This is a genomic window from Campylobacter sp. CFSAN093227, assembly GCF_012897855.1.
In the GTDB taxonomy this organism is placed as follows: domain Bacteria; phylum Campylobacterota; class Campylobacteria; order Campylobacterales; family Campylobacteraceae; genus Campylobacter_D; species Campylobacter_D jejuni.
The window spans coordinates 464,150-478,108 of the sequence record NZ_CP040610.1 but is presented as its reverse complement, the minus strand read 5'-3'; the positions used below and the strand labels follow the sequence as shown (position 1 = coordinate 478,108).

30 protein-coding genes and 1 tRNA gene are annotated in these 13,959 nt (G+C 26.9%); 27 read left to right on the top strand and 4 right to left on the bottom strand.

Features of this window, described 5'->3' with window-relative positions; genetic code table 11:
- Window positions 1-211: 211 nt before the first annotated feature.
- The 3 genes from FBF06_RS02590 to FBF06_RS02580 are packed head-to-tail and all read left to right on the top strand — an operon-like array spanning window position 212 to window position 875.
- On the top strand, window positions 212-481 hold the full coding sequence (locus FBF06_RS02590) for a hypothetical protein (protein ID WP_002783984.1): 270 nt from the start codon (window positions 212-214) through the stop codon (window positions 479-481).
- A complete protein-coding gene (locus tag FBF06_RS02585) occupies window positions 472-726 on the top strand; it encodes a hypothetical protein (protein ID WP_002795984.1) in 255 nt (84 codons plus the stop codon). Before FBF06_RS02590 ends, FBF06_RS02585 begins: the two co-directional genes overlap by 10 nt.
- Window positions 723-875: a hypothetical protein gene (locus tag FBF06_RS02580; RefSeq protein WP_002795985.1), complete on the top strand. Its 153-nt coding sequence runs from the start codon at window positions 723-725 to the stop codon at window positions 873-875. The genes FBF06_RS02585 and FBF06_RS02580 overlap by 4 nt, the downstream gene beginning before the upstream one ends.
- Here FBF06_RS02580 and FBF06_RS02575 read toward each other — a convergent pair.
- Window positions 868-1,065: a hypothetical protein gene (locus tag FBF06_RS02575; protein ID WP_002795988.1), complete on the bottom strand. Its 198-nt coding sequence runs from the start codon at window positions 1,063-1,065 to the stop codon at window positions 868-870. The genes FBF06_RS02580 and FBF06_RS02575 overlap by 8 nt on opposite strands.
- Window positions 1,066-1,208: 143 nt before the next feature.
- Between FBF06_RS02575 and FBF06_RS02570 the strand changes: the two genes are divergently transcribed.
- The 24 genes from FBF06_RS02570 to FBF06_RS02460 all read left to right on the top strand — a co-directional run bounded on the left by FBF06_RS02570 (window position 1,209) and on the right by FBF06_RS02460 (window position 12,484).
- Window positions 1,209-1,391 (top strand): hypothetical protein, encoded by a 183-nt coding sequence (locus tag FBF06_RS02570; protein WP_002795990.1) that lies wholly within the window; start codon window positions 1,209-1,211, stop codon window positions 1,389-1,391.
- Complete coding sequence (locus tag FBF06_RS02565; protein WP_002795992.1) at window positions 1,388-2,131, top strand: phage regulatory protein/antirepressor Ant; 744 nt, start codon at window positions 1,388-1,390, stop codon at window positions 2,129-2,131. The genes FBF06_RS02570 and FBF06_RS02565 overlap by 4 nt, the downstream gene beginning before the upstream one ends.
- Window positions 2,121-2,975 (top strand): lambda-exonuclease family protein, encoded by an 855-nt coding sequence (locus FBF06_RS02560; protein WP_070318201.1) that lies wholly within the window; start codon window positions 2,121-2,123, stop codon window positions 2,973-2,975. The genes FBF06_RS02565 and FBF06_RS02560 overlap by 11 nt, the downstream gene beginning before the upstream one ends.
- A 48-nt stretch (window positions 2,976-3,023) precedes the next feature.
- Window positions 3,024-3,239, top strand: a complete 216-nt coding sequence (locus FBF06_RS02555) for a hypothetical protein (RefSeq protein ID WP_002783970.1) — start codon at window positions 3,024-3,026, stop codon at window positions 3,237-3,239.
- Window position 3,240: 1 nt separating this feature from the next.
- On the top strand, window positions 3,241-3,465 hold the full coding sequence (locus tag FBF06_RS02550; RefSeq protein ID WP_052795878.1) for a helix-turn-helix transcriptional regulator: 225 nt from the start codon (window positions 3,241-3,243) through the stop codon (window positions 3,463-3,465).
- Window positions 3,466-3,808: 343 nt separating this feature from the next.
- Window positions 3,809-3,931, top strand: coding sequence for a hypothetical protein (locus FBF06_RS09960; RefSeq protein ID WP_002783964.1), 123 nt, complete (start codon window positions 3,809-3,811; stop codon window positions 3,929-3,931).
- 42 nt (window positions 3,932-3,973) lie between these two features.
- Complete coding sequence (locus FBF06_RS09955) at window positions 3,974-4,096, top strand: hypothetical protein (protein ID WP_257076304.1); 123 nt, start codon at window positions 3,974-3,976, stop codon at window positions 4,094-4,096.
- Between the two features lie 144 nt (window positions 4,097-4,240).
- A complete protein-coding gene (locus FBF06_RS02545; protein WP_168977521.1) occupies window positions 4,241-4,975 on the top strand; it encodes a hypothetical protein in 735 nt (244 codons plus the stop codon).
- Complete coding sequence (locus FBF06_RS02540) at window positions 4,975-5,670, top strand: hypothetical protein (RefSeq protein WP_168977520.1); 696 nt, start codon at window positions 4,975-4,977, stop codon at window positions 5,668-5,670. Before FBF06_RS02545 ends, FBF06_RS02540 begins: the two co-directional genes overlap by 1 nt.
- Window positions 5,651-5,935 carry a hypothetical protein gene (locus tag FBF06_RS02535; RefSeq protein WP_168977639.1) on the top strand — a complete coding sequence of 95 codons (285 nt, stop codon included), beginning with the start codon at window positions 5,651-5,653 and terminating at the stop codon, window positions 5,933-5,935. The genes FBF06_RS02540 and FBF06_RS02535 overlap by 20 nt, the downstream gene beginning before the upstream one ends.
- 12 nt (window positions 5,936-5,947) lie before the next feature.
- Window positions 5,948-6,160 (top strand): hypothetical protein, encoded by a 213-nt coding sequence (locus tag FBF06_RS02530; protein WP_052795882.1) that lies wholly within the window; start codon window positions 5,948-5,950, stop codon window positions 6,158-6,160.
- A 97-nt stretch (window positions 6,161-6,257) separates the two neighbouring features.
- Window positions 6,258-6,830 (top strand): hypothetical protein, encoded by a 573-nt coding sequence (locus tag FBF06_RS02525; RefSeq protein ID WP_168977519.1) that lies wholly within the window; start codon window positions 6,258-6,260, stop codon window positions 6,828-6,830.
- The gene (locus tag FBF06_RS02520; RefSeq protein ID WP_168977518.1) at window positions 6,812-7,096 is read left to right on the top strand and encodes a hypothetical protein; all 285 of its coding nucleotides are present in this window, start codon (window positions 6,812-6,814) and stop codon (window positions 7,094-7,096) included. Before FBF06_RS02525 ends, FBF06_RS02520 begins: the two co-directional genes overlap by 19 nt.
- A gap of 10 nt (window positions 7,097-7,106) precedes the next feature.
- Entirely contained in the window at window positions 7,107-7,400 is a 294-nt protein-coding gene (locus tag FBF06_RS02515; RefSeq protein ID WP_038401075.1) for a hypothetical protein, read from the top strand.
- Window positions 7,401-7,409: 9 nt separating this feature from the next.
- Window positions 7,410-7,646 (top strand): hypothetical protein, encoded by a 237-nt coding sequence (locus tag FBF06_RS02510; protein WP_002873571.1) that lies wholly within the window; start codon window positions 7,410-7,412, stop codon window positions 7,644-7,646.
- 37 nt (window positions 7,647-7,683) lie between these two features.
- Window positions 7,684-7,926: a hypothetical protein gene (locus FBF06_RS02505; RefSeq protein ID WP_168977517.1), complete on the top strand. Its 243-nt coding sequence runs from the start codon at window positions 7,684-7,686 to the stop codon at window positions 7,924-7,926.
- A gap of 4 nt (window positions 7,927-7,930) precedes the next feature.
- Window positions 7,931-8,716, top strand: a complete 786-nt coding sequence (locus tag FBF06_RS02500) for a RelA/SpoT domain-containing protein (protein WP_168977516.1) — start codon at window positions 7,931-7,933, stop codon at window positions 8,714-8,716.
- Complete coding sequence (locus tag FBF06_RS09670) at window positions 8,716-9,195, top strand: helix-turn-helix transcriptional regulator (RefSeq protein ID WP_002873569.1); 480 nt, start codon at window positions 8,716-8,718, stop codon at window positions 9,193-9,195. Before FBF06_RS02500 ends, FBF06_RS09670 begins: the two co-directional genes overlap by 1 nt.
- Window positions 9,196-9,339: 144 nt before the next feature.
- A complete protein-coding gene (locus tag FBF06_RS09665; RefSeq protein ID WP_224374474.1) occupies window positions 9,340-9,918 on the top strand; it encodes a hypothetical protein in 579 nt (192 codons plus the stop codon).
- Window positions 9,857-10,780 (top strand): hypothetical protein, encoded by a 924-nt coding sequence (locus FBF06_RS02480; RefSeq protein ID WP_172669410.1) that lies wholly within the window; start codon window positions 9,857-9,859, stop codon window positions 10,778-10,780. Before FBF06_RS09665 ends, FBF06_RS02480 begins: the two co-directional genes overlap by 62 nt.
- Before the next feature lie 20 nt (window positions 10,781-10,800).
- The gene (locus FBF06_RS02475; RefSeq protein WP_002900937.1) at window positions 10,801-10,962 is read left to right on the top strand and encodes a hypothetical protein; all 162 of its coding nucleotides are present in this window, start codon (window positions 10,801-10,803) and stop codon (window positions 10,960-10,962) included.
- Between the two features lie 146 nt (window positions 10,963-11,108).
- Window positions 11,109-11,777, top strand: coding sequence for an antA/AntB antirepressor family protein (locus tag FBF06_RS02470; RefSeq protein WP_052795884.1), 669 nt, complete (start codon window positions 11,109-11,111; stop codon window positions 11,775-11,777).
- A 1-nt stretch (window position 11,778) separates the two neighbouring features.
- Window positions 11,779-12,321 (top strand): pentapeptide repeat-containing protein, encoded by a 543-nt coding sequence (locus FBF06_RS02465; protein ID WP_052795885.1) that lies wholly within the window; start codon window positions 11,779-11,781, stop codon window positions 12,319-12,321.
- Window positions 12,314-12,484: a helix-turn-helix domain-containing protein gene (locus FBF06_RS02460; protein ID WP_002873564.1), complete on the top strand. Its 171-nt coding sequence runs from the start codon at window positions 12,314-12,316 to the stop codon at window positions 12,482-12,484. The genes FBF06_RS02465 and FBF06_RS02460 overlap by 8 nt, the downstream gene beginning before the upstream one ends.
- Here the strand turns inward: FBF06_RS02460 and FBF06_RS02455 are convergent.
- The 3 genes from FBF06_RS02455 to FBF06_RS02450 form a co-directional block, all read right to left on the bottom strand.
- Window positions 12,481-13,458 (bottom strand): site-specific integrase, encoded by a 978-nt coding sequence (locus FBF06_RS02455; RefSeq protein ID WP_224374493.1) that lies wholly within the window; start codon window positions 13,456-13,458, stop codon window positions 12,481-12,483. The two genes, FBF06_RS02460 and FBF06_RS02455, sit on opposite strands and share 4 nt — an antisense overlap.
- Complete coding sequence (locus tag FBF06_RS09660) at window positions 13,416-13,682, bottom strand: Arm DNA-binding domain-containing protein (protein ID WP_224374495.1); 267 nt, start codon at window positions 13,680-13,682, stop codon at window positions 13,416-13,418. Before FBF06_RS09660 ends, FBF06_RS02455 begins: the two co-directional genes overlap by 43 nt.
- A gap of 181 nt (window positions 13,683-13,863) precedes the next feature.
- Window positions 13,864-13,940: transfer RNA gene (locus FBF06_RS02450), tRNA-Arg, on the bottom strand.
- Between the last annotated feature and the right edge of the window lie 19 nt (window positions 13,941-13,959).

Genomic DNA, 13,959 nt, shown 5'->3' with positions numbered 1-13,959 from the left:
GATAAATTTTAACTAAATCCGCTTAGCATAAACTTAAACGATTATACAATGCCGAGACTTGCGGATTTACTCGGCTTTTCTTAAGCTCCTTTAATGCTTAAATGGGGCAACTTTTACAAATTAACTACTTGAGAATTTACCTTTTTGTTTTATTTCCTATTCTAAGGAACTCAGTTGTCCCTTTTAAGCATTAATCTAAAAGGAGAAAAAAATGAAAGCTTATCACACAAAAGAACAAGTCATCATTAAACTTAGCAAAGATGAATATAGAAAAGAAATGAAGCTAAATAAGTCTTTAAAAGATGAAAATAAATCTTTAAAAACTGAAATTTCTAATCTTGAAAATGAAAAAATAGAACTTTTAAAAGAGTTAAAAGACCAAATAGAAGCAAATATGAAAAATATAAAAGAAATTAGCTCTTTGCAAAATAAAATTTATGAGCTTCTTTATGCAAAAGAAAGGTCGAAACTATGTTCCTAAATAGTAAAAAAAATGAAAAAATAAGATATTTAGAAAAAGAAATTCAAAGGCTAAAAGGTGTAATAGCATTAAAAGATACTGCTATAAATGAAATTTCATTGAAGCTAGAAGAAGAAATTAAAATCAATGTAAAACTTAGTAATTTTCGTATAAAAATACTTGATGCTTTAGGGCTTATAGGCGTTTTTAAAAATGATGATAAAGCTATTAAAGAAGTAAAAAGATTAAAGGATAAAGAATTATGAAAAGACAAACAAAACCGCTAAGTATAAGAATTCCATTAGAATTAAAAGAAGAGTTGCAAAAAATAGCAGATAAAGAATACCGCCCTTTAGCAACTCAAATAGTTAAAATTTTAAGCGATTATGTTAAGAATAAAAATAAAACTAATTAGGGTAATCACCTTTTTGCCATAATGAATTTTCGCTTTCATAGGTATTAATATAATCTTCAATGATTTTTCTTATTTGTAAAGCCATAGGGCGATACTCAAGTTCGCATATATAGGCGAGTTTGTTTTTTGTTACAGTATCAAGCCTTATCGATATTATTTCTGATTTATTGGTCTTTTGTTTCTCTTCCAATGTTTCCCTTTTTTGTATTTTATTGTAATTTTACTAAAAAAGTTATTTTTTGTAAAGCATACATTGTATTACTTGACAATACAAAAATAATTTTATATAATTTTGTAATTCTTAAGAATACAAAAAATTACAAAAGGATACCAATGAGCCAAGAAGAAAAGTTTTTAGAATGTTTAGCAAAAGCGACTAAAGGAAAAAAGGATTTAAGCAATTTTGAAGTATTGGAATTTGCTTTCAGTATATTTTGTTGCCTTGATAATTATATTCAAAATAACAAGGCTAGAGATAAAAAAATTTTAAAATTATTAAAAGGAGATGAAAAGTGAATTTAGAACTTTTTAAAAAAGATGAAAATAAAGAAATAAGCTTAACTTCTTTAGAGATAGCAGAGCTTACAGGAAAAGAACACAGAAATGTTACAAGAGATATAGAAACTTACTTAGAAAAAGTGGTTGAAGGGGGTGTCTTCAAATTTGAGCATACCTACCAAAACCCACAAAATAAGCAGTTTTACAAGTGTTACCGCTTACCAAAAAGAGAAGTATTGATTTTAGTGAGTGGATATAGTGTGGAGCTAAGAGCAAAGATAATCGATAGATTAGAATATTTAGAAAATGAGCTTAAAAAACAAAGTTATAAACCACTTTCATTAAAAGAAAGTTTGCAAATGCAATTAGAGCTTTTAGAAAAAAATGAAAAACTTCAAATAGAAAATCAAAGCCTAAAAAACGAAGCCGAACAAAATGCACCTTTAATTCATTTTGCAAATCGTATAAAAGATACTAATGATGCTATTTTAATAAGAGATTTCGCAAAAATACTTTATGAAAAAAATAAAATTGAAATCGGAGAAAAAAGACTTTTTGCTTTTTTAAGGGATAATGGCTTTTTAATGAGTGATAATAAGCCTTATCAAAAATGCATAGAACAAGGGCTTTTTAAAGTAAGTGAAACAACTATCAGCACAATAAATGGAGATAGATTAGTAAGCACAACGAAAATCACAGGCAAAGGACAAATTAAAATCGCAAATTTACTATTAGAAGGAATTAATCATGCAGTATAAAATAATCGACTTAGAACAAGGTAGCCATGAATGGTTAAATTTTAGAAAAGGAAAAATAGGTGCATCGATGGTAGCATCTTGTGTAGGTATTAAAGGTGCTTTTAACTCTAAAGAAGAGGCAAGAGATATCATCTTGGGACTTAAAGAAGTTTATCAAAATGAAGCTATGAAAAAAGGCAATAACTATGAAGCTTTGATTAGAGCTAGAGTTGAGTTTTTACATTCTGTGAGTATCACTCCTGTAGTTTTGCAAAGTCTAGAAAATGAAATGTTTATAGCAAGTTTAGATGGTATTGATGAAAATGGGGTTGTTTATGAGTTTAAATATTCGCAAGATGAGTATGATTTTATCAAAAGAAATAAAAAGCCAAGTGATAAATACTACACTCAAGTGCAATTTCAACTTTATATCAGCGGTAAAGAAAAATGTATATTTGTAGCCATGAATAAAGAAGAAGAGATTGTAGAGTGCGAAGTTTCAAAAGATGAAGCTTATCAAGAATGGTTGGTTAAAAATATAAAGCAATTTATATTAGATTATATCATAGATCAAAAAAGTGAATATAAAGAGCTTGAAGATACTAAAGCAAAAAATCTAACGATTGAAATTATAAGGCTTGAAAACACGATTAAACCTATTAAAGAAAAGCTAGAAAGTCTTAAAAAAGAACTCATAGCCTTAGCAAATGGAGAAAAAGCAAGATGTTTGGATATTACAATTTATCCGCAAAGTAGAACTACAATTGATTATAAGGGCTTTTTAGAGCAAAAAAATATTACTGTGCCTAAAGAATTTTATAAGGAAAGTACTTCAATGTGTTTAAAAATCAAAAAAGGAGCATAAAAATAAAGCACTTTTTGATAAAATTACAAAAATAAAGGAAAGGTTAAAATGTTAAATTTAAAAAGTTTAGAAATCACCTGCAAACAATGTAAAACTAAAATCACTTTAGATATAGGTAAAACTGTCATTGTATGCCCACTTTGCAATAATGCTTTTTATAATTCTTATGATGAAGCTCCACTTTCTAAACTAGGAAATATATTGCAAAGCTTAAAAGAGCATAAAAAAGCAGAGTTTAGATTTATCACAGATGAAAAGGAATAAAATGGAGAAAGAAAACATCGTTAAAGAAGTTTGTAAAGAGTTAAATATCACGCAAAAGGAGTTAAGCGAGATTTTGGGGGTGCCACAAACGACTATATCAGGTTGGGCTACTACAAAAATTCCAAAAATGGCAGAACTTGCTTTAAATCTTTTGATTGAAAATAAGACTTTAAAGGAAAAATTAGAGATTTTTAAAAAAGCCCATAAAATAGCAAGTGAGTTATAAGGTATAGACATTTTATCCATACCTTTAAATACTAATTTTAGAATTTATTTTAAATTATTTTACTAAAATTAGTTTTATTTACTTGACTATTTTCTAAAAATAGTATATAATTCTTGCATAATTACTAAAATTAGTAATTTATGTTCTTTGAATTAGGGTTGTTTAAGATTTTTGTGTTAAAATTTGGCTATGTTAGAATTAATTAAAAACATAGGGCTTGGCTTATTTGTTAATGGGAGTTTCGCATTAATGAATTTTGACTTTAAACCGCAAAGCTTTATCATAACTGCTTTTAGCGTCGGGATTATGGCTATATGTATTCTTATGCAAAGGAGGCAAAAGGATGAATGAGATAGGTTTAAACATTATCGCAGGGGTAAGCGTTATACTCTTTGCTTATACTTGCTATCTATTTTATAAGCAAAATAAGTCTCTAAAAGACAAAACGAAAGAAAGTAAGCACTAAAATCAAAACAACCCTTTCAAAGCATAAAATGAAAGGGTTAATATGCTATCACAAATACAAAATAATACCTCAATACAAGTTGCTTCATTTTATGAAGTTACCAAAAATTCAATCGCAAAACATTTTTTAAGAAACGCCGATGAACTCATAGAAAATATACACTAATTTTTAGCTGAAAAAATAGCATTAGAAAGTACAAAAATGACAACTTGGGATGCTGTTGTTAAGAAGCTAAAACAAAGTCTTGATTATTGGCAAAATTATGAAGAATACGAAGAAAAATGGAAAAAAATATTAAGGAGATGAAAAATGAGTAATGAAGTTGTATTAAAAGAAGAAAATAAATTAGAAATAAATTTTAATCCTTATGAGTTGGCTTTGGTAAAAGGTGATTTATCAAAGCTTAGTGATGCAGAACGAGCGAGTTATGTTAAAAATCTTTGTGAAAGTTTAGGCTTAAACATGCTTACAAAGCCTTTTGAATACATAGCATTAAATGGCAAACTTACTTTATATGCAAATAAATCAGCCACAGATCAGCTAAGACAAATAAGAAAAGTAAGTATTACAAAAACAGAAGTGGCACAAGTTGGCGATATTTATATGGTTACAGCCTACGCAGCAACACCCGATGGAAGAACGGATTGCGATACAGGTGCTTTAAATATTAAAAATTTAGGTGGCGATAATTTAGCAAACGCAATAATGAAAGCTATCACAAAAGCAAAAAGGCGTGTAACCTTAAGTATTTGCGGACTTGGAATGCTTGATGAGAGTGAATTAGAAACAATAAAGGAAAAGCGATTTTTAAATCCAAATGAAGATTTAAAAGTTTGGGGTAGTGATGAAAAAGCTATAGAAAATAAAGCAAAAGAGATAAAAGCTTTAGGTGCTGAACTTAGAAAATTTATGAGTGATAATGGTTTAAACACTGGGGAGCAAAACAATTTTATAAAAAAACATTCTTTATTTACAAGTGAAAAAATACGAGAAGTTCTAAGTAATAAAGATGAATTTTTAACACAATTAAAAGGAGAATTATAATGTTACCAGCATTTAAGGCAAGTTTTGAAGTGGCAAATTATTCGCCAAGCGTAGAGTATTTAAGTGAAGGTGGGCTTTATAGCGGAGTTTTCCGCAAAGCCTTTTTATATGATAAATTGGCAAGCGATGGAAGCAATAATACTTTTATTTGTTTTGAATTTTTAACTTCAAAAGAGCAAAAACTAGCTATTTTTAATCTTTTTGTAGCTAAAAATAACGATTTTAGCTATATCAATAAAAATGGAGAAAAAGAAAATTATTTAGGATTTAGACAATTAAATGCCATTATGAAATTCTTTGGAATTGATGAACTTGATTTTAGCGAAAAGGGAAATGAGAATGTTTTTGGGGTGCAAACTGAAGTTATTTATCTAAATTCTTTAGTTAATAAACTTTTAGTTTTAGGTTTTGGGACAGAAGAATATTTAAGTAAAAATGGAGAACTTGCTAACAAAATCTTTCTTGATAGAATTTTTAATGAGAAAATGCAAAGCATGGATGAGTTTCAAAATAATAAAGAGCCTTTATCTATAAAATCTTTTAAAGCAAGGCATAAATCTTTAAATAACGACAATAATAAATCATTTATTCCAAAAGAAAATCAAAGCTATAATCCTTATGGAAATGAAGTAAAAAACAATAACAATGAAAAATATATCGAAATAGGAGATGATGATGAAAGTTTGCCGTTCTAATTATCTTGAAATTGTAAAAATCGTTCCATTTAGCGAGAGGAGAAGTTGCTTTTGTCATTTTTTAAGAAGCAATGGGATTGCAATTGAAAAAATAAATTATAAAAATCACATAAGTAAAAAAGAACTCAGAAAGGCTTACAAAATTTACAAAAGTAAGCCAAGCGGAAGAAATTACTTTCATGAAAAAAAGCTTATTGTTAAAGCTTTTGAAGATGTTGAAAAATTTTTAAGGAGTGAAAAAATGATTAGGGGGATTTTTTATTGAAAGGGAGTAAAAATGTTTGATCTTTTAAAGATTAACACCTATTGGTTTGTTTCTTTTAAATGCATAGTTAATGATAAAACTATTAGTGGAAATAGAATTATTACAGATATAAGACCTTTTTGGCAAAAAGTAGATATTATTAGTATCCACAAATATGCTTCAAAAACTATAACAGAGCAGATGAATACAGATAATATATGCTTTACGCAATTTCATAAATTATAAATGAAATTATGTTTAAACATATAGAAAGAAGTCTATTTGCTTAAGTAAAATTTTGATAAAATAATAAAAGAATAATTATTAATAAAGAAAGAAATACATGTCAGAACAAACTTATGAGTTAAGATTTGAATATTTTAATGAAGAAAATGCTACATTATTTTTCCAAAAAATTACAGATTTTTTACTAAGTATTGATAAGTTGAATAATTCATTAGTATCTGTTTTTGGTATAGAAATTGATATAAATATTCAAATTAAATCTATAGAAAAAGGCTCTATAAGAATATGGATTGCTGAAAAACTTAACAAAATAAGCGATAATGATATAAAACATTATATTAGCAATCCGAGAGAATTACTTGCTGATTTGCTTATAAAATCTAAAAAAATGATTTTAGAGAAAATACAAGATAAAAAATGCCAAGATATTCCAAAAGAATATAAAAACATTATAGAAAAAAGCGACTTAAAAGATTTTGGATACAACAATAATGAAACCAATCTATTAACCTGTGTATCAGATCTAACACATAAAGCAAAGGAGTTTAAACATAAACCTATGATAATATTTGAAGAAAAAGTATATGGAATAAGTGAAACATTTGATTATAACCCAAAAACAGCTGATGGAGTTAAGGAGCAAATAAGTAAATGCAAGGTGCGTTTATAATAAAAAAGCCAGATTTAACCGGAGAAAGTAAATGGGAAATTATTAACGACAAGGTTATAAAAGTTAAAATCAATGATGAAAATTTTAAAAACAAACTCAAAGACAGAAGTATAAAACTATCTTACGGGGATAAGATAAAAGGCGTTTTAATTTCTAAAACCTATATTAGCAAAGATTTGGAAGTTTTAGAAAATGAATATTTTTTAGAAGATATCAAAGGCATTATTGAGCCAAGTTATACACAAGAAAAAAGTTTATTTAAATAAAGGAGAAATAATGGAAAACTTAAAAGCTTTTAAGCTTATTTCAAAACGTATTATAAAAACACTTTTAAATGATTTTCCAAATCAAAGCATACTTTTTTCAGATGATTTTAACAAAGATTGTAAAGAATATAAAATAGACTTTAGCTCTTGTATTCATTTTCTAAAAGAATGCAAAGTTTTAAAATACGATAAAGAAAACAATGGTGATTTTTCAGGAGTTTTAATCAGTCCTAAAGCTTATTTATACTTTTCTAAAAATGATTTTAATGATATTGATGATTTAATCGAATTTTGTATGAGATAAAGGATTAAAATGCAAGAAGAAACAATTACTTACGCAAGAGGTCGTTTAACTGAGCTTAAAGATAAAAAAGATGAGCTTCAAAGACTTATCAAAGATAGTAAAAATCTAGTAATTAAAAATATACAAAATGATGATTTAAAAGGCGCTAAACTTTATATTGATAAACTAGAGCTTTATTTTGATGAACTTTTAAAGACAAATACGGATTTAAATTTAATTTGCAATAAATGGGGTTTTAAAGGATAAATATAACACAATGGATTAATGAATTATAGGAGATATTATGGGCGATACTGAAGTTACAAAACAGCAAGTTAGAAAAGCTGGAGAAAATATTAGAAATAACATAGCAACTCTTAAAGATTATGAAATAATATCAAATTGGCGTAGCATTCATATTTCTATTATGACTAGTATGGTTAATTCTATTAACAAAAAACTAAAAAAACATAAATTAAAAGCTTTAATTGTAGCAAGAAGACTTAAAAGACTTAATTCTATAGAAATTAAAGTTAAAGCGTTTTAGCAGTATGAATTTAGATAGAATGCAAGATATAGCAGGTGTTAGAATTGTTTTCAAAACTATGGAGCAAGTCAATGAGTTTAAAACAATAATGGATGATACCTATTTAAAAGGTAGTAGGAAATTTAAGCTTGAAAAAACAAGTAATTATATTGAACAACCAAAATCAGATGGTTATCGTTCAATTCATCAAATTTTTGAATACAAAGATGGTTCAAAAAAATGTTTAGAACTACAAATAAGAACACAGTTGCAACATAATTGGGCAACAGCAGTAGAAGTTTTAGGAATGAAAACAAAATCAAAAATAAAGCAAGGAGAAGGTGAAGAACATTATAAAGAATTTTTTAAACTATGCAGCGCTTTATTTTCAATAATAGAAAAAACTAATATCTTGGAAGAGTATAGCAAATTTACAAAGCCTGAAATATGTAAAAAAATACAAAAACTTGATAGCGAGTTTAATATTTTACAAACTTTATCAGGTTTGGCAATTTTAGGCAAAAATATAGAAAAACAAACAGATAGGAAAAATTATTATTTTATTGTGGAACTCAATATTACAGAAAGCACTTTAATGATTCGTGGATATAAAAAGAATAGCTTTCAAAAAGCACAATGGGATTATGATTTATTAGAACAAATATCCAAAGAAAAAGGAGATACTGATGTGGTTTTAGTTTCTTTAGATGAGTTTAATCTCCTTAAAAAAGCTTATCCAAATTATTATCTTGACAGCGGTATGTTTATTGGGTCTATAAAAAAAGAAATTAATGAGATAAAGGAAAATTAATGAAACTAGATGTTTATAAATTAGATAGCACAACAAACGAAAGAATAGTCATAAATGGAACACTTAAAGATAAAATTTTGCTAAGCACTGAAATAAAAAGAGGTAATGAAAAAAAAATTATTAATGAAATTTTACCACAAATAACAAATATATTAGGTTTCCAACCCTTTTGTCACGAAGGAGGAAATCATATAATTTTTAAAAATCCAAAAACAGATGAAAATCTTTATTGTATAGAATGGCATTTTGCGATAAATGCAGAAGAAAACATTGTTAAAAAGGTTTGCAAAGAGTTAAACATTACTCAACGACAGCTAAGCGAAATGTTAGAAATCCCAGAAAGTACTATAGCACGTTGGAAAAGCGGAGATTTGCCACGACTTACAGAACTTTTTTTAAAAACAATGCTTGAAAATATAGAATTAAAGCGAAAGCTAGAAACAATCAAAAAAGCTCATAAAATAATATCAGAATTATAAGGATATGGAAATTTTCCACACCCTTTATTTTCATTTTTGGCAAATATTTTAGAACAATTTATCAAAAATGAATGAAATATATTGACAAACTTTCATAAATAATATATATTTTTCTTAAATATTTTCAAAAATGAAAGGTTTAAGATGAATTTATTACAATGTGAAATTTGTCAAATCACTAGAAGTTTTTTAAATACAGAAGTTGCATATAACTACGCAGTAGATAACACTACAATAATGTCTCACAAAAATTTACACTCTGATGAACTCATAGAAAATATACACTATTTCTACGATTATGCGCAAACAAAAGGCGGAAGACAAAGAGTAATCAAATGGACTTTAGAAGGTGTTTATAAACTTTTTGATAAAATTAAGAAATTAAAAGAAAGGAGTAATATGACAGAAGAGAAACTACTAAAATCTTTGGCAGATGGTGTTTTAAAAATAAATGAAAGCTCTATTGATGTGGCAGTTTTAGAAAATGGAGTAAGAATTATTACCCATAGCGGAGTATTTAGAGCCTTAGGAAGAGAACCAAGAGGAAATGCAAGGCTAGATCAAATACCCGCTTTTATGGATGCAAAAAATCTCCAACCGCTGATTTCTTCGGAACTTAAAACTCAGATCAGCCGAATTTCATATTTAGATAAAAAAAGTTTTGGTAAAATTAAAAAACTTAAATTATGGAGAGAAAATGAGCCTATCAATAAATTCAGTTGATGACTTGCTTGTAATTTTTGAAAAACTTTCAAATGGGGAAAATATTAAAGTAACAGAAGTTGGCACAATACAACATACTATTAAGTTGCAGGGTGGGAGATTTGAGAACTATAATATAGGATATATAGACGCTGAAATCGCAAGAGTTATTGATTCTTATCAAGATAGTTTTTATAGAGTTGCCGATATATTAAAAAAGGATTTTGGAATTGATGGTATTGATAAAAATAAATTAATTCGTTTTTATTTAGGAGAAGGTAGTTTAGAAATCAAAACAGACGAGCTTTTAACAAATTTATTAGGAGTGATTAAAGATATGGAAAGTAGAGATAAGCTCATTCTTTTTATAGCAATAGCATTAATTATTGGAGGTTGTTGGTCATTTGGAAATTTTTTAATTCATAATGAAAATATAGAAAAAATAAAATCTCAAAATGAAAACGCAAAAATTATAGCCGAAATCGCCAAAAATAAAGAATTACAAAATGCTTGCAATGCTCCCAAGACAACATTAGTTAAAATACTAAAAGATGATGAAAAAGCTAGCTTTAGTTTAGGAAATGATGTTATTACTAATCAAAATAAAGAAGATTATAATTTTAAAGAAATAGAAGATACCACGCAAACAGAAGATACTGAAGGAGATTTTAAAATTTTAGGTTTTGAAAAAACAAATGACAGAAAAAAATTTAAAATAATTTTAGGTGGTAAAACTCATTGGGCTAATGCAGATATAATAGATGTTAATGCTAGAATGAAACTTGCTAAATCTAGTATACAAGAACAAGAAGTAAAATTAAAACTAAGAATTGTAAAAGAATACAATAAAATCAAAGAAATTGTTATATTAAACGTGGAATAAGTTTTAAAGAAAGGAATAAAATGGCAGAAGAGAAAGAAAGTAAGGGGAGCAATCTTATACAATTAAGAATTAGCGATAAAATGCGAGAAGAGTTGCAAAAATTAGCCGATGAAGTAGGTTTGCCACTAACTACATACATTTATGTTTTGATAGCAAACAAAATAGAAAACAACAAACCTTAAATTTAACTTTTTGATAATTTTGTCAAAAAGTTAAATTTAAATATCATCAGGTTACTTTTAATATATTAATACATTATTTTTAAGTATATTATAAGTTAATTATAGATATATTTTTACTAATCATTTACACAGTAGGAGTATATCAAATGCAAATTCAAATCTACAATGATAAAACAATAGGTGCTGAAATAAATTCGGCTAACGCAAGAGAAATATTCCAATTTTTAAATTCAGAGCAAGAATATGCGAACTGGATTAAAAATCGTATCAGCCACTACAATTTTATTGAAAATCAAGACTACATTATAGAACTTGTTTATACAAAAGGTCGCCCACGAAAAGAATACTATATAACCTTAGATATGGCAAAAGAGCTTTGTATGGTTGAAAACAACGAAAAAGGCAGACAGGCAAGGCGTTATTTTATAGAATGTGAAAAACGCTTAAAAAACCTTGAACAAGAGAAAATGCAAAAACTAGCTTTTAGACAGAGCTTAGGTTATAAATCACAACTTAAACAACAAAAGGAACATTATGAAAATAAAATCAAAGCTCTTCAATACGACTTAGAACATAAAAAGGAGCTAAGCTTTAAAAGAAAACTTAGCAAGGAAGAATTACTAGAACTTAGAAAAATCTTAGCCAAGGATTATGATATGCTTTGCATAAAAGAGTGGGAAATGAGTTTAGTTGCAGAAAAAATAGGTAAAAATTTAGTGTTTGAAACTGTTTTAAATAAGCTTGAAAAAGAGCTTAATTATTGGAAAAATTATGATGAATTTGAAGAAAAATGGAGAAAAAAATTAAGGAGTTAAAATGGGAATTTTAAAAAGACTTGATGAAACTATCATTATCGAAGATGATAGGAAAAGTGAAAAAGAATTAGTTGAGTATTGTATTTTAGAAGGTATTTCTTTAAATGATGCAAACTTAGAAAATCTAAATTTAAGTGGATTAGATTTTAATAATGCATTTATAAATGGAGCTAGTTTTAAAAATTCTAATTTAAATGATATTTCAAGCAAAAATACATCTTTTATAGATTGTGATTTTAGTGGAGCAAGTTTCCATTTTTGTAATTTTCTAAGAACAGAATTTGAAAATTGTATATTTGAAAATGTAGATCTTAGGGATTGTATAGGAGATATGAAAAATATCTTTAGCGTTGTCTTGGATACCTATGTTATGACTTTTACAAAAACTATGATGAATTTAGGTTGTGATACTAAAACAATAAAAGAATGGCGTAATTTAAGCGTTGATGATTTAGAAGATGAAGAACAGAAATGGCTTTGGAATTATTACAAGGATGCTATTTTTGAAATTATAGATAAAAGATTAGGAGTTGAAAATGATTAAAAAATATTTTAGAGAAAAAGAATTGAGCGAATATTTAGGAGTTAGTATAACATCATTATTTAAGTTAAGACAAGATGGTAAAATACCTTACATTCGCATAGGAAAATCCATAAGATATGAAATAAAAGAAATAGAAAAATGGCTTAAAGCTAAGAGACATTAAAAGCAAAACTCACAAAGAGAGTTTAAGTAATTTCCATACCATTGCATAAGTTTTACTCTTAAATCAATTGCCTTGGCTCTGTTGTAAGCCCTTTCTATTTCATTGCCGTTTATATGATGCAATATCATTTCTGCTATATCTTTACTAATACCTTGCTGAATTAACTCATTGCTTTTATTAGTATAAACACTTCTAAAAGTAGAACGATATCCATGTATAGTGTGCTCTAAATTATAAAATTTAAAAAATCTTACAGCAAAATTCTCGCTAATAGTTCCATTATTATTAGCGAAAATATACTTTTTATCTCCATTTAAAATTCTTTGTATATCTAGTATCTTTAAAGCATATTTATTTAAAGGGATAATATTATCACCATTAGTTCTTACTTTCATTTCATCTGCTTTTATAATCCAAAAATTGTTTTCAAAGTCAATATCACTCCATTTAGCAAATCGAATATTTTTACTTCTTTGTGCTGTTAAAAGCGTAAAATAAATTGCATTAATTATAGTTGTATTTGTCCGTGGATGATTTTTATATTCTTTCATACATTCTAACATATTTTTTATTTCTTGTTCTTCTACTATAGCTTTAAAATGTTTAACTTTATTGTGATTTGCTTCATTGTAAAATTTCTTTAAATCTTTCAATTGAAGTATTATATCTGTTTTTAAGTCACCTCTTTGTCTACTAATCTCAAATATCCTACATAGCAAAGATATATTTTTATTTATTGTTTCGTATATTCCTTTTTTCTGCATTAAATCATAAATAGGTAGAAAATCATCTTTTTTCAATTCATTTATATCTTTTTGTCTCAAAGTTGGAATAATATATTTTTTAAAAATTGACTGTTCTTTTTTGATTGTAGCTGAATTTAATTTTTTAGATTTTATATCAACATAAAGAAAATTTGCTTTTTCAAGTGTCATAACCTTATCATTTTTGCCGATAAATTTTCCATCATACATTGATTTAAAAGATCTTTTGCTTTTTCTCTTGCATTTGTAACATTTAAAACACCTTTTTGGCATTCCCCTATTGTTATAAAATTTTTAAATTTTGAAGCTCTTAAATAAAAAACTTTTTTACCTGTTGGATTAACTCGGACATATAATTCTTTTGGTTCTCCTACGCTAATCATATACCTTTTATCTTTTATTTCTAAATTGTCTATATCTTTTTGAGTTAGCATTAAAAAAACCTTTTTTAGTATTTTTGTAGCCAGAATTAGCTTTTTTACTTTGGCTACATAAATGGCTACAGAATTATAAGAAAAAATAGAAAAAATTTCAATCATAATGAAAAATTTTAATGTAGAAAAGTTGTTAAAATAGTGTATTTTGTATCTTAATATTACTTAATGAATTACTACTTGGTGTCCACGGCGAGATTCGAACTCACGGCCTCAAAATTAGGAATTTTGCGCTCTATCCTGCTGAGCTACGAGGACAGAAAGCGGGAAAAATCCC